This window comes from Chengkuizengella marina (genome assembly GCF_009910845.1).
Lineage (GTDB): Bacteria > Bacillota > Bacilli > Paenibacillales > KCTC-33759 > Chengkuizengella > Chengkuizengella marina.
The window spans coordinates 14,121-29,796 of record NZ_SIJB01000021.1; the positions used below are offsets into that span (position 1 = coordinate 14,121).

Consider the following 15,676-nt stretch of genomic DNA (forward strand, 5'->3'; position numbering starts at 1 on the left):
GTGTTGTAAAATAAAAACTTTTTATGGAATTAGTTTACTAAATTTTGGTATAAATAATAAAACACCTAAATTAATAGGTGTTTTCATAATAAATTGTTTTTCACTTAAGTTTCCCAAATAAATGCAAATAACTTTATTAAGAATTCCATTATATCCCTCCTCAATTTGTATTTTATTCCTTAAAATTAACTGTAATTACATAAATATTTCTATAAAATTATGTTTTTTTCCTCTCCTTATAAGGCAAATGCTAAACTTGTAATTGTAGTTTATTCTTTAAATCCACCGTATAAGCCTCAGTTTTTTTATTCATGCCCGTTTGAAAACTTACGATAAGTAATGTATAGGGCTCGGTATGAATGATTCCCTCTTTCGTAAAAGCTTCATAGTCAAAAGGCAGAACTTCAAGTACAACATGTTTGAACATATCTTTTTCACTCAAGTGTAATTTGACAAATGAATCAGATACAACTTCAGGTTTTTCTGCAATCCGCTTCATGTAATATGCATGTTGTTTTTTATCTAAAGTTGGTTCCCACCAAATTTTACGCGGTTTATATTTATGGTTTAGAAAATAGTCTAGTTTCATTAGACCTTCAATTACTTTTATACTTCTCATGTTACGATGTTTTAAAAATGACAATAATCTTGTAAATAAGTTCTCTAACTGGTGTCCAATTTTTTGCCAACCCTGCTCTTCCCAATAATCACCGAAGTCTTGAAAAAAATCAAAAGCTGAATCAAATTCATGTTGAATTAAATATTCTAACGTATGATCCATGCGATGTGCATTCCAATATTTTTCTAATACGTCCTCCACCCTTTTAATGCGAACGATGTCTGAAAACGACATCATATCATTTTCTAACATTTCATATGGAGCCCGATCCATGTACTTATATCCATACTTATGCGCTGTATTACGCATTCCTGTTCCACGAAGCATTTTTAAAAATCCTAATTGTAATTCCTCTGGTCTTAATTCAAAAACATCGTTAAACGTTTTTCTAAATGAGGTGTAATCTTCTTTCGGCAATCCTGCAATTAAATCTAAATGCTGATCTATTTTTTTGCTTTCCTTTACCTTTGTTACCGTTCTTGAAAGCTTTTCAAAGTTTTGACGTCTTTGGATTAAATCGTTTGTTTCATCATTTGTAGACTGTACACCAATTTCAAAACGGAAGATGCCTTCAGGTGCATTTTCAGATAAATAATCCAGCACTTCTGGACGCATAATATCTGCTGTAATCTCAAACTGAAAAACACATCCCTGATGATTTTCAATTAGAAACTCGAAAACCTCCATCGCATAGTCTCTTTTAATGTTAAACGTTCTATCCACGAATTTAATCAGTTTCGCACCTGACTCAATTAAAAATAACAAATCTTCCTTTGTTCTCTCTATATCAAAATAACGGACGCCAACTTCAATACTAGATAAACAAAATTGGCAGCTAAAAGGACAACCTCTACTCGTTTCAAAATACACAATGCGATTGGTAACATTATGTAAATCTTCTTGAAATCGATATGGGGTTGGAATGTCATTTAAATTTAGTTTAGGTCGAGGAGGATTAATGATGACTTCCTGTTCTTTTCGATAAGCCATACCGTATATAAAATGATATTTTTGCTCGTTTTGTAATTCCGTTAAGAGATGATGAAAAGTCTCTTCCCCTTCACCCATCACAATAAAATCAACTTCAGGTATTCGTTTCATCCAATAATCTGTATCATAAGAGACTTCAGGTCCACCTAACACAATTTTAAGCTCTGGTTTTATTTTCTTTAACATTTCTATCACTGTAATCGTCTCTTCAATGTTCCATATATAACAGGAGAAACCTATCACATCAGCATCTTTTTGGAAAAGATCAGATACAATATTCATCACTGGATCTTTAATCGTGTATTCAGCCATTTGTATATCAAAATCTTTTTCACTAAATGCTTTTAAATATCGCAAGGCTAGACAAGTATGAATATATTTTGCATTTAACGTAGATACAACCACTTTCATATATATAAATACCTCAATTTCTATTCATTTTTAACATACTTCTTTTTGGGTATATTTTAATATTATTTTCGCCTAAAACATATGGTACCATTCTTTGAAACAAAAGCAATGATTTAGAACATTTTTCAAGAAACCAAAAAAATAGCACAGGTCTTGACATAAAACGTTTTTTCTGATAATTTTGAATGAACGTTCAATCAAAAAACTTTCCGATTGATGAGCCTGTTAGACAATGGCAAGGGGTAGTGGCACTAATACTTTTTTCATTAAAAAATTATATTAAAGTGCAAGAAAGGGGAAATACAATCCATGAAAAATAATGACAGTAATACGAAACAAAAAATAGTAGATGCTGCATATAAAGTATTAGCAGAACAAGGATATGATAAAACATCAATGAAGCAGATTGCCAAAGAAGCTGGCGTTGCTCAAGGCCTCATTAACTATTATTTTGAAAGTAAAGAAGACCTGTTATTTCAATTGTTTCATGAAGAAAGTTGCAGGTATAGTGAAGAGTTATCTAAGCTTTCTAATATTCCTATCTCTGATAAGTTTATTCATCAAGCACTGCAAGTACCTAAAAAATTAGTGATGGATCACCCTGAATGGCATCGTTTAAGATTTGAATTATTTGCGATAGGTCTCCGTTCAAATAGAGGAGCTCAAGAAATAACCCGAAGTTCAAAAATGGATCGTGAACAGACAATAAATGAACTATCAAGACTCGAAATCAATGAACAAATAAACATACAAGGACTGGCTAGAATTATTACCGCAGTGATGGATGGATTATCATTGCAAATGATGGTGGATCCAGAATTCGAAGCTGATTCAGCTTATGAGACTTTTGCTAAAATGATTGAGATATATCTCTCCAAAAAAGAGTAATTTTTTTTATTTTTAAATTGAATGAACGTTCAAACAAAGTTTAGGTTTTAGAATAGTAATAATTAGATAAACCAAATGTACAAAATAAATATATTGGAGCGTGATGGAAATGGTTTCACCTTTATTTGAAAAGTTCACTTTAAAAAATGGTACGATCATAAAAAATCGTTTTATAAAAGCTGCGATGAGTGAAGCACTTGCAAACATTCACTTTCAACCGAATGAGAAAATATTCAAGTTATATGAAACCTGGGCTGATGGAGGTGCAGGGGTTGTAATCACCGGTCATGTGATGGTCGATCGAAAAGCATTAGCAGAACCAAGAAATATCGTTGTAGACAATGAAGAGATCCTTCCCTTATTAGAAAAGTGGGCAAAAAGAGGGACTAAAAATAATACACAACTTTGGATGCAATTAAATCATCCAGGTAAACAAACATTTAAAGGAATGACGAATGAATCCGTAGCCCCTTCAGCCATCCCATTAGAGGGAGACATCGGTCGTTTTGTAGCTCCACCAAGAGAATTACTCCATGAGGAAATACTAGAAATTATACAACGATTTGGTTATAGCGCTAAACTTGCACAAAAAGCAGGTTTTACCGGTGTTCAAATTCATGCTGCACACGGGTATTTGATCAGTCAGTTCTTATCCCCTAGGCATAACCATCGCAAAGATGAATGGGGTGGTGATATTCATGGAAGAATGAAGTTTTTAATTGAAATTTATAGAGAAATACGTAATCAAACTACGGGAGCTTTTCCTATTGCAGTAAAAATGAATTCAGCAGATTTCATGAAAGCAGGCTTTACAGAAGTAGAATCTATCTATGTTGCTGAACATCTTGAAAAAGAAGGTGTTGACCTGTTAGAAATTTCGGGAGGGTCATATGAAAGCCCTCAAATGACAGGTCGTAATGTAAAGGAGAGCACTAAAAAAAGAGAAGCCTATTTTCTGGATTTTGCACAAAAACTTCGTCAAACCGTAAACATACCTTTGTTAGTTACTGGAGGTTTTAGAAGCAAAGAGGGAATGGAAAATGCACTTCAATCTAAAGCAACTGATTTTATAGGTTTAGCTCGTCCATTTGCTGTCAGCCCTCATCTACCGAATTTATTATACCAAAATAAAATACAGAAAATAGATATTATACCTAAACAAACTGGAATTAGACTTATAGATGATATTTCTTTACTGGAAACCACATGGTATGCACAACAACTAGAGAGAATAAGTTTAGGGAAAAAAGTAAAACCCAACTACCCGATCTGGTTCTCATTGCTGCAAGCTATCTTAAAAAATGGGAAGGAAGTTTTTCAGCTGCAAAGAGCGAAATGATCAAACTACATCAACCATAAAAGGCTACAATAATAAACACACAAATATTATTTTACACGAGTGCATAAACTATGTTATATTGGTAATGTTGTTAAAAAATGGTACATTATTCATCTATTTTACCAAAGATTGAATGGTATCATGGCAACAGTCCGTTATAAGAGGGAAATAACGGACTGTTGTTTTTTTTTAAGTATATAAAAATAATTAACCCAACCTTCCTCCATTGTTTTTCCACCTTATCATTGTTATGATGTAAAACAGAATAAATAATAAAGACAAACCCAATTCAAATAAAACGGAGAGAGTTTTCATGGAGAAGAATAAGAAAAAATTCATCACAACCTCTGCAGCTCAAGAATTAAAAACCGGAGAGTTGCTTGTTGTTACTATAAAAAAGATCGGTATTAATGGTGAAGGTGTAGGGTATTACAAACGGAAAGCGGTTTTTGTTGAAGGAGCTCTTCCAGATGAGGTTGTAAAAGCCAAAGTAATACAAATTCAACCGAACTTTATCAGAGCTGAATTAGTAGAAATTGAGCAGAAATCAGAACATCGTATAAAACCTCATTGTTCCATTTATGAAGAATGTGGAGGTTGTCAGCTTCAACATTTAGACTACAAAGAACAGTTACGTGTAAAAGAGGATATTATTCGAGAATCCTTCAATCGTTATACAGATAAAACCAAAATAAATATCCGACCTGTCATCGGCATGGAGGACCCTTGGGGATATCGAAATAAAGCACAATATCAGGTTGGATTTCATAAAGGTTCTGTTCAAACAGGACTCTATTCCGCAAGATCCCACAAGCTTGTTGATATTTCTGGATGTCCTATTCATCATCCAACGATCAATCAAATTGTTGAAAAAACAAAAAGAATAGTGCAAGAGTTACGGATTCCGATTTATGATGAAAAAAATAATAAAGGAATCTTAAAAACAATCGTTGTACGTACAGGATTTAAGTCCAATGAGAATCAATTAACTTTAGTAACAACAAAAGAACAAATCCCAAAAATGGATCAACTTATTCATTTAATTCGAGAAAATATTCCAGAAGTTTCAACGATAGCCCAGAACATTAATTCTGCAAAAACTTCCATTATATTTGGAAGTAAGACCAATATCCTATGGGGCAGAAGACAAATCAAAGAATCGTTGGGAAATGTGAATTTCTCTTTATCACCAAGAGCCTTTTTCCAATTGAATCCTGAGCAAACCATTAAACTATACAACACAGTGAAGAAAGCTGCTGATATCAGAGGACATGAAAAAATTGTGGATGCTTATTGCGGCACAGGAACGATTAGTCTATGGTTAGCTCCTTACGTAAAAGAGGTTCGTGGGATTGAAGAGATTCCTGAAGCCATCAATGATGCTAAAAAAAATGCAAAACTAAGTGGAATTGATAACGCACAATTTTATGTAGGAAAATCTGAAAACTTACTACCAAAATGGATGAATCAAGGATTCCGCCCAGATGTTATTGTCGTTGATCCTCCTCGTACTGGATGTGACTACAAGCTACTTCAGGCTGTAGTAAGAGCAAAGACTAAAAAATTCATTTATGTTTCATGTAACCCATCAACCTTAGCTAAAGACAGTTCATACTTATTAAGGAATGGTTACCATCTGAAATGGATTCAGCCTGTAGATATGTTTCCTAATACATCACAAATTGAGAGTGTAGCTGTGTTTATCAAAAAATAATTCACCATGAGCAAATTAACTATAAAATTAAATTAAGGCTCAAGCATCGTTTTGCTTGAGCTTTATTTTTGATGAAAGTTAAAAAATAATTATATGATTGGTAGGTTTATAGTAAAGATTTATTACATTAACGGAGGATTTAATTATAATGAACCATTCCGTAAACATCATAGCTTTAACGGCAGAAATTATTGCTTGGATTGTTATTGCAAAATTAGTATTTAATAGTTATAAAAAATTAAAAAACAAGCTAAAAATATGGAAAGTTATCTTCGTTACTTTAATTGGGTTATTGTCTTTTACAATACATTTAGAACTATTTGATACAGTCCTAAAAATTCCAATATTACCTCTTGGTGTGTGGATTTTATATGGATTTCTCAAACGAAAAAAAGAGCGCTGGGTAACATATCGTTCTTTTGCTTGGATCGGATTTTTTGCTAATTTTATATTTATTGTATCAACTTTCATTGCTGTTCTTATTCATCCAATTTTATACCCAACAAATCAAATTTCAACATACATTTCAAATGCGGATAAAGCAACGATTATTAAAAGTCATCCTTCAGCAGAGAATATTAGCCTAAATAAAGATAGATTGAAACAAATAAGTAATTTAAAACAAAGTACAATCAATAGTGAACAGTGGTATGAAGATACTATTCTTAACAAAAAAAGAGAAAGATTCCCCTATCTACTAGTTGGAACTTCACCTAAATGGGGAAGCGGTCTCAACACAAGTATTCATATTGAAGCAGATGGGAAAGGGATTTTACTCATGACAGAAAAAGGACAACTTTATTTTCGTTCAGAGCATTCAATTTTAGAGGAGGGAAAATAATGTTGACTGATAAGAAAAAGCTGCTATTTGTTATAGGCATAAGTATCATTCTATTTTTGTTTTATTGGTTCTATTTGGCTAAACCTAATGCTATACCATCCAACGATCAATTAATAGAGAAAATGAACAAATTTCCTGAAACATCTGTAAATAACATACAAGATAAAATCCTTCTTGACGAAACACATCTATTTGTTCCTTTTATTTCTGACAGCAATGATTATGGAGCAAGCTTTTGGGTTTGGCAAAAGCATAAATGGGAAGTTATGTCCATTGACTTAAAAGGACGACCAAGTGTTTGGAAAATAAATAAAAAAGACTTCTCGACGTATTTCTTTGTTTGGAACATACATCCTGAAGATCGTGTGCAACATTTAAAATTCTATCTCATTAAAGATAGGGGATATACAATGGCAAATGGTATAGAAAAATATCATCCAAAAATTCAAATGGAAACAACGATCTCCATGGAAACAACGTCTTATGGAATCAATCCATTACCAACAGAGTGGATTCATGTAATGGATTCATTCACACACATAAAATCAAATAAAGCTATTGAGTTCTTTATTAATCAATTATTTCCAAAACATGACTTGTATTTTGGTTGGAATTCATATGATCAATTTAATAAAAATTCGTTCCCTAATCATTTATTTTATGGAGGTGGATATTCAAACGGTAATTATAATAATATAGATGAACTTTACTATTTAAACGAATCTGAGTTAGAGTTTAAATCTTCAGGATAGTAAACCTCTACACATAGATTTATTCTTTTGATTACTTTAATAAATTTCAAACACTTTTCAAAGAACAATACAAGAAATGAAATAAGTCAAAGAACTACTTTTTACTTATTTCATTTCTCCTGTATTTTATAAGCCCACTTTATTTTAATGCATATTTAACTTTATTCTAAACATTGTCATGATTTGTGACCAACTCTCCACTTATAGTCTAACCCTCTACTAAATACTTTCAATCATATATTCGTTGAATAAAAAAATTATCGCTTTTTGTCGAACTTTATAACTATTATAATTTAATAAATGATATAATATAGTATGAATTCTAAAATCAATATACTAACTGCATAACATTTGATGAATATAGTGAATGATGGAGGTAAAAAATGGAGAAAAGTCAAGTCCATGAATTGATATATAAAGGAGCTGTATTATTATCTCAAAAAAAAGATGAGTTAAATGGAATAAATGTTTATCCAATCCCAGATGGAGACACAGGGAGTAATTTGAGTTATCTTATGAAGCGCTTAAAGGAATGTTATGAAACACAACCTTTTGAAAAAGCGAATGTACCCCAACTAAGTGATTGTATCATACGTCATTCAAGAGGGAATTCTGGGGCGATATTCTCTCAATTTTTATTACGATTACTTGAAGGAATTGAACATGAAAAATTCTCTTATCAATGCTTCCCTAAATTAGTTGAAAAATCTACAAAAGCTGCAGCGGATTCTGTTGCTGAGCCTCAAGAAGGAACAATTTTAACTGTCATGAGAAAATGGGCAGAGAACTTAAATCAATTTTTGCAAGATTCTAAAAATGAATCTTTAGAATATCGAATTCAAAAATCCCTAACCCCTTTATTTCAAGCTGTCCAGGAAACCAAAGAATCTATCTTTCTTTGGACCAAGCAAAACTTTGTAGATGCTGGGGCATTAGCATTTTATTATTTTATAAAAGGCATGACTCAAAAAACTAAACTATTGGAAGTAGTTACATCTGAACAAACATTTGAAGATATTTATGAGAGTGATGATCATTCTAGTTGGAACGAACATGATCATAGATACTGCTCAGAATTTCTAATTCAGCCAAAAGTATCTACTAATATGATAAAAAAGTCTCTATCATCACAATCCAGTTCTTTGATCGTTGTTGGAAACAAGAAAAAAATAAGAATTCATTGTCATACAGATGATCCAGAAGAGATTATGGAATCATTAGAAAATTGCGGAAAAGTGATTGAACATAAAATAGAAGATATGCTTAGACAGTATCAAGCCAAACATCAACGACTGTCACCAATTGCAATTGTAGTGGATTCTGCTTGTGATCTACCTCAAGAGTGGATGGACAAGCATCATATCCATGTCCTGCCTATTCAAATTGATTTAAATGACACGATCTATTTTGACAAACAAACTATAACGCCTGAAACATTTTATAATAAACTGGAGAACTTGAATTATCAGCCAAAAACATCTATGCCTTCATCTGGGCAAATACAATTTCTATATGAGCAATTACTTACACAATATGACCAAATCATTTCACTCCATGTATCACAGGCACTCAGCGGAACTTATCAATCTTGTAAAAATATAGCGAGTTCAATAGATTCTAAGAGGATTCATGTTGTTGATTCTAAAAACTTATCTGGAACATACGGATTATTAACACATCGACTAGTAAATCTGATTCAATCAGAAACAGACATGACAAACATATTAGATCAATTAAATCAGTGGATGGATAATACGGAGATCTTGGTGTCTGTTCCAACCTTAAAACATATGGTTGCAGGAGGACGGGTTAGTCCTCTTAAAGGAAAAATAGCATCATTGTTGAATATAAAACCTATCATTTCATTGAATGACAAGGGAGGTTCTAAATTATATAGTGCTACTTTTTTTCGTAAAAGCAATTTAAAAAAGATGTTTAAACTAATTCAAAAAATGAACAAAAATTATGAAATTCAAGATTATGTTCTATTACATGCAAATAGTCCCGTATTGATTCAGGACATGCAATCTTTTATGGAAAAAACAACTGGAAAAACAGCCTTATTTACATCGAACGTATCACCTGTTATTGGAGCACATGCTGGAAAAGGCGCTGTTAGTATTGCAATGATGTTTAATAAAAAAAATACAAGGGAGTTGAATGTTACACATGGGAGAACTATATCTCATTAATAGCTTAGTTATTTTTGTTTATATGGTGATGTTATTCCTTATTGCTCTAAAGATTAAGGATAATTCTATTATTGATATTAATTGGGGGTTAGGTTTCGTTATCATAAGCTGGTCAAGTATGATCATAACTAACAATATCTCGATTACTGCTATCATCGTTAACAGTTTAATTACATTGTGGGGTATTCGATTAGCCACCCATTTATGGATTCGTTCAATAGGAACAGGAGAAGATTTTCGTTATGTAAACATGCGTAAAGCATGGGGTAAAAACGTTGTCTTCATTAGTTTTTTTCGCATCTTCATGTTTCAAGGCGCAATTATGTTACTATTATCGTATCCAATAATGAGAGCAAATCTATCTGGTATTGACTCTATAAACTTCTTCATGATTGCAGGAATTGTTGTCTGGTTCATAGGATTTATATTTCAAGTTGTTGGAGACTATCAATTATCGCAGTTTAAGAAAAATCGAATCAATAAAGAGCAAGTATTAAATACAGGACTTTGGAGATATACACGCCATCCGAATTATTTTGGAGAAGCTACCATGTGGTGGGGAATTTTCTTAATCATAGTTACACTAGATTATGGATGGATTGGTTTGTTTAGTGCTTTATTTATTAACTTCTTACTGCTCAGAGTATCCGGCGTTCCTTTTTTAGATCGTCGTTATAAAAACAATGTAGAATATCAAAAATACAAACAAGAGACAAGTCGATTTATTCCCTTGCCTCCAAAAAAAATATCATCGCAGTCATAATTGACAATTAAAGAACAGAGAATTGAATAAATTAATTCCACTTTAGAAATGATGGGTAATATACCATATAATATCAAAAGGATGTGAAGTAGGTATTGGAGACAAATATGAGTCCAGAAGAAGTGCTTACTCAAATTGTAGAATTGCATAATAATGGTGAAAAATTAGCCAAAAAAAGTGTAAAAAAAGCGCATCCCGATTTAATGAAAAATGCTCTGTACTACTTTCCTAATTGGGAACAAGCCATGGAAAAAGCTGGGCTGCAATAAAGTTTAGGATAATTGAGAAAAAACGCCCAATACTGAGTTTTAATATACTCCCCTAAAGGTAGATAGATTAAATCTAACTACTTGAAGGGGAAATTTTTTGTTTCTTATCACTCTTTGGACTTCATTTTTCTTAGATGAGTTCATATCTTATGTAAAAATAATTTCCATAGTTTTTATTATCTTTATTCACTATCGTATTGAAATCCCAAATAATGCCATGTAAAGCTAACATCAGATAATTCATGAATGTCATCAAAAGAAAGCATCCAAGCACCACCACCTACATTAGGCATTTTAACATTTTGTTGCACTCCATCTTTAGTATAATGCATAATCACATAATCAGCTTGATAACCTTGGCTTACCCAATATGCACCTGCATCTGGATCTACTTTACTCCAACCAATATAAATATTTCCAGGATTTGTATAGTTTCCTGCATTAAATGTTGCTATATTTGAAGGTTCTGACTCGTTTCCGTTTACATCCACTGCGGTTACATAATAATATCGAGTTGTATTTGCATAAACACCTTGAGGGTCAATGAATTCAGTCGTTGTAGGATACGCTGCATGTAATCTAATTGCATTTAAATCAACACTAGAGTAAACATTAAAATGGTCAATGTTTGATAAATCTGAATAATCCCAGTTTAAAACAACTTTTGAATATTCTAAGTCCGTTGATATGCTAGTTTGTAAATTTGTAGGAGCTTGTATTTCTATTGTTTCAGTAGCTAATGAAGGAGAAATATTAACAACAATTATCATAAAAGATGTCAGGAATATTACCATTTTTTTCTTAAATAAAGATGTAAACATATAAATCCTCCTAATTTTTGTCTGAAAGTTGGCCATACTTTCTATTCTATGTCATTATAGTTTACATAGTTAAATATAGTAAAATTGAATATACAGCTGTATAAATTGAATGAAGCGTATACATTTATGATTTAGAACTATTTTCCTTTAATTATCTTATATTTCCTTATAGTTATAAATTTTTATGTATAATGCCGAAACTACCAATTCACTAATAAATATTTTTTTAAAATATATAACAAAAGAGGGACCTTAAAAGATCCCTCTTTTTTGTCACCACTATTTCATATTAATGTAATGTGTGCATTAATTACGTCAATATAACATTTTCTATCTTTTACCTAAGATAATTTCCTATCTGTTGTTTAATGATCATATCCATATGACGGAGTATCATAGGCTGGAGTTCCAATTGTAAATGTATAGAAAAAGTCTACGTGACTCCCTGGATTTAAACCATTCACTGTGTACTCCCATGTACCGCCATTGTTAGAAGTCGCAACATTAAGTTGGCCCCCATTATCCACAATATAATGTAAGTCCACAAAGTTAGAACCTGTATTGGGTGTAAACATAAACAGTGCACTTGTTGAATTTAAGCTTTGAATTTCAATTGTATAATCATCCGTAACAATAATCGTATTTCCTGATGGAGCATCCGTTGTTACAGTTACTATATTACTTGAGCCTGATTCATTTCCAGCAGCATCCAAAGCTCTCACATTGTAATTATACGTCGTAGAAGAAGAAAGTCCTGTATCTTGGAAAGAAGTTGTGGATGTTGAACCTACTTCTGATCCGTTTCGATATACTTTGTATCCTGTAACCCCAACATTATCCGTTGATGCTGACCAAGAAAGATCTACTGTTGTATCTGATTGACCAGTTGAGCTTAATGATGGTGTTGTAGGAGGTGTTGTATCTGGCTGACCACCACCTCCAGAACCAAATGTAAATTGATAATCAGGTGAATTATATGCTGGTGTTCCAATGGTATAAGTGTACCAGAAGTCAATCACATCTCCTTGACTCAGTCCAGGTATCGTATATTCCCATACACCACCATTATAAACTGTCCCTACATTAATTTGTCCGCCATTGTTCACTTTATAATGGAAATCAACAAAATTGGATGTTCCTGATGTAGGAGTGAATTTAAATAAAGCCGAATTAGCGTTTGTTTCTACCATCTCAATTGTGTAATCGTTCTCAATAATGACGTTTCCAGATCCAACATCACTTGTAGTCGCTTGAACAGCACTACTTGCAGTAGAGGAATTTCCTGCTGCATCCTTGGCAACTATTGTATAACTATATGTTGTATTGGCTGTTAAACCAGTATCCGTATAACTCGGAGTAGCTGATGTTCCTGCTAAGCTACCATCTCGATACACTTCATAACCTGTAACTCCCTCATTATCTGTGGACGCACTCCAAGACAAACTTATACTATCTGAAGTCGCTCCCGTTACAGCTACATTTTCAGGTTGGCTAGGAGGAGTCTGGTCATTGGATTGATCAGTTGTCCCTTGAACAGAACTACTAGGAATAGACGTATTCCCTGCTCCATCCTTGGCAACTACAGTGTAAGTATATGTTGTGCTTGCCAAAAGACCATTATCAATAAAAGATGTTGTACTGGATGACCCTGCTAAACTTCCATCTCGATAAACATCATATCCTGTCACACCTACATTATCTGTGGAAGCATTCCAAGATAAACTTACACTACTTGAAGTAGTTCCTGTAACCGTGACATTCGTTGGTTGACTCGGAGGGATAGTATCAGCTTGCCCATTACCAATATTAAAGCTATTTGGTTGAACAACGATGGAAGTCCCATCGGAGAAGTTTACGGTTTTCACACTATTAGACATATTATAAGCAATATACGTCATTGTATTTCCTTTTTTAAACACAGCATATAAAGGATAATCAGCTGTAATTGAAATATCTATTGTTCCTATTGCATTTAGATTATGAATCCAATGATACATATTAGCTTTAGAATTCCCTGCTTCTGGTGTAAATACATTGGCTCGTGCATTATATTGACTTAGTGCATCAGCTGGGTCTTCTATCGCTCGATACATCCAAATGAGATCTTCCCATGCATCCCAGTTTGTGCCTCCGTTTTCACTAATCAAAGCGTTATAGTTTAATTCAGTATAAGCTGGAAATTGTGTTAAATATAAAGATCCTGACTGGAAAGGAAGCCAATTAATACCGTGGATTTCTTCAGGATTCCCTGTCCACCAAACACCATCACCAACGGTTTTCCCCCCCCATAACATACTCGCTGTCTCTCGGTTAAAACCATCATGATGATTTTCACCTGACACATCAAACCAGTATTCATTAATGGCATTCATCTCCGTTGTATAAAGATAAATTCCTAAATCACGGAGAGCTGTATCACCCGTAGCCTCACCCCATAATATCATTCCTGTCCAAGCGTTCATGCCCTCAGAAGAAGATTCGTTATTATTGCCATCTCCAAAGTTTGCATTACCTGAAGCCCAAGAATGACCAGCATAAATATCAAAATTTCTCAAGAAAGGAAACATGTTATCGTTCCGATCATCACTTGCGATATCACGAATTAATAAATCTACCATACCACCCCAATTGGATGTTGATGACCAGTTTGAATCCAACCTTGCAATTTCCGCAGCAGAACGAATAAAATAACCGTAATGAAAATGATGATCATTTAAATCTGTTACAGATCCATAACTATCTGGATAACCAAACATCGTACCCCAATTATCGTTATAATAAAATACTTCAGTACTTCCTAAATTGCCACCTGGTTCACTTGCTGTAAACCAATCTTCTAATCTATCTTTAATTTCATTTCTAAACTGATTCGCTGCGCTTGTATCCCCTACTTGGTCGGCAATCGTTGCAAGAGTAGTAATTTTACCCAAGCGTTTACCTACCCAATACGTATCAATGAGACCAGAGTAAACCTCACCTTCAGCTTCATTCACGTATCCAGCTAAAACATTCATATCATAAGTCCCTAAATCAGGTATAGCCGGTATCACCCCATTAAACGTCATATTCGTTTGGAATGAATCTCCTTCTGCTACCTTCATCATGCCACGCACTGAATCGTAAGTATAACTCAGCAATGATTTTGAAGTATTCTTCCATTGATGTGGATATAAAGCAAAAATAGTACCTGTTTGAGATCCTTCCTTTTGATTTGTTGTATAAGTATAAGTTGTTGTGACCTGGCTCGTATTTTCGTTATAAGACCAAGTTACCAATGTATCTGTAACATGCGAATATGCGTATTGAGTATATTTATTTAGAGTTGCCACTGAATTATCTGGAAGAGCGGCAACTGAAAAGTAATCGCTTCCATTTAAGTTGTTCGTCAATGTAGAACTTCCAATTCCTGACCAAGTGGAGCCAGAAGGACCAAATAAAGCATAATGTCTATTGTTAATTGTAATCCCTAAGACAGGACTATTAGCATTTCCAGACCAAACCGAGGGAGTAGCAGGGAATGTTAATCTAGGATTTCCACCTGAATAAGTAAAATAAACATATGGTGATCCATGACCATAAGATACTTTCATCGTATTGGAACCACTTGCAAATAAATTAGTGACAAACCAATCACTGTAACTATCTACTCTGGTATCTGGGAACGCACCAACATTACTATGTCCAACTGTAAAATCATTCCCATCCGTTTCTCCCATCCAGCCTTTAATAAAACCATTTAAACCTTCAATTTCTGGGGATGGATTAAAAATTCTTAGACCATTCGATCGATTCCATACAGCTAATGGATGCGGGTATTGTCTTTCGGAATAGGCTTGAAAAGCAGTGGAGCTCCACCAGTCGTTTGTTGGCATAGGTCCCGTCACATTCGAAGTTTTATATATCGCTGATTGTATATTCGTTGCGCCTGGGGGTAGTACTTCAGAATAACTCCCCTGACCTACATTCACTTCACCATTAAAACCTAAAGATGTTAATGGAAAAACAACAAGAATAAGGGACAATGACAATAAAATCATACTAATTTTTTTCAAATGTATACCTCCCAAAAAATTTGAA

The 15,676-nt window shown here is 33.4% G+C and carries 11 protein-coding genes; 8 read left to right on the forward strand and 3 right to left on the reverse strand.

What is annotated here, in order from left to right; all coding sequences use genetic code 11:
* Positions 1 to 250 precede the first annotated feature (250 nt).
* The gene (locus ERL59_RS08900; RefSeq protein WP_160645859.1) at positions 251 to 2,020 is read right to left on the reverse strand and encodes a B12-binding domain-containing radical SAM protein; all 1,770 of its coding nucleotides are present in this window, start codon (positions 2,018 to 2,020) and stop codon (positions 251 to 253) included.
* A 309-nt stretch (positions 2,021 to 2,329) separates the two neighbouring features.
* On the opposite strand from ERL59_RS08900, the gene ERL59_RS08905 reads away from it, so the two are divergent.
* The 8 genes from ERL59_RS08905 to ERL59_RS20745 all read left to right on the forward strand — a co-directional run bounded on the left by ERL59_RS08905 (position 2,330) and on the right by ERL59_RS20745 (position 10,778).
* Positions 2,330 to 2,908 (forward strand): TetR/AcrR family transcriptional regulator, encoded by a 579-nt coding sequence (locus ERL59_RS08905; RefSeq protein WP_160645860.1) that lies wholly within the window; start codon positions 2,330 to 2,332, stop codon positions 2,906 to 2,908.
* 109 nt (positions 2,909 to 3,017) lie between these two features.
* Entirely contained in the window at positions 3,018 to 4,247 is a 1,230-nt protein-coding gene (locus tag ERL59_RS08910; protein WP_160645861.1) for an NADH:flavin oxidoreductase/NADH oxidase family protein, read from the forward strand.
* Positions 4,248 to 4,560: 313 nt separating this feature from the next.
* Complete coding sequence (gene rlmD, locus ERL59_RS08915; protein ID WP_160645862.1) at positions 4,561 to 5,961, forward strand: 23S rRNA (uracil(1939)-C(5))-methyltransferase RlmD; 1,401 nt, start codon at positions 4,561 to 4,563, stop codon at positions 5,959 to 5,961.
* Positions 5,962 to 6,109: 148 nt separating this feature from the next.
* Positions 6,110 to 6,802: a hypothetical protein gene (locus ERL59_RS08920; protein ID WP_160645863.1), complete on the forward strand. Its 693-nt coding sequence runs from the start codon at positions 6,110 to 6,112 to the stop codon at positions 6,800 to 6,802.
* Positions 6,802 to 7,554, forward strand: a complete 753-nt coding sequence (locus tag ERL59_RS08925; RefSeq protein ID WP_160645864.1) for a hypothetical protein — start codon at positions 6,802 to 6,804, stop codon at positions 7,552 to 7,554. The genes ERL59_RS08920 and ERL59_RS08925 overlap by 1 nt, the downstream gene beginning before the upstream one ends.
* A 383-nt stretch (positions 7,555 to 7,937) precedes the next feature.
* Positions 7,938 to 9,746 (forward strand): DegV family protein, encoded by a 1,809-nt coding sequence (locus tag ERL59_RS08930; RefSeq protein WP_160645865.1) that lies wholly within the window; start codon positions 7,938 to 7,940, stop codon positions 9,744 to 9,746.
* Positions 9,724 to 10,509: a DUF1295 domain-containing protein gene (locus tag ERL59_RS08935; RefSeq protein ID WP_160645866.1), complete on the forward strand. Its 786-nt coding sequence runs from the start codon at positions 9,724 to 9,726 to the stop codon at positions 10,507 to 10,509. Before ERL59_RS08930 ends, ERL59_RS08935 begins: the two co-directional genes overlap by 23 nt.
* Before the next feature lie 107 nt (positions 10,510 to 10,616).
* Positions 10,617 to 10,778 (forward strand): hypothetical protein, encoded by a 162-nt coding sequence (locus ERL59_RS20745; RefSeq protein WP_201763517.1) that lies wholly within the window; start codon positions 10,617 to 10,619, stop codon positions 10,776 to 10,778.
* Positions 10,779 to 10,960: 182 nt separating this feature from the next.
* On the opposite strand, the gene ERL59_RS08940 is transcribed toward ERL59_RS20745, so the two are convergent.
* Both ERL59_RS08940 and ERL59_RS08945 read right to left on the reverse strand, forming a co-directional pair.
* The gene (locus ERL59_RS08940) at positions 10,961 to 11,599 is read right to left on the reverse strand and encodes a fibronectin type III domain-containing protein (RefSeq protein ID WP_160645867.1); all 639 of its coding nucleotides are present in this window, start codon (positions 11,597 to 11,599) and stop codon (positions 10,961 to 10,963) included.
* A gap of 365 nt (positions 11,600 to 11,964) precedes the next feature.
* Positions 11,965 to 15,651, reverse strand: a complete 3,687-nt coding sequence (locus ERL59_RS08945; protein WP_160645868.1) for a glycosyl hydrolase — start codon at positions 15,649 to 15,651, stop codon at positions 11,965 to 11,967.
* Positions 15,652 to 15,676: the final 25 nt, after the last annotated feature.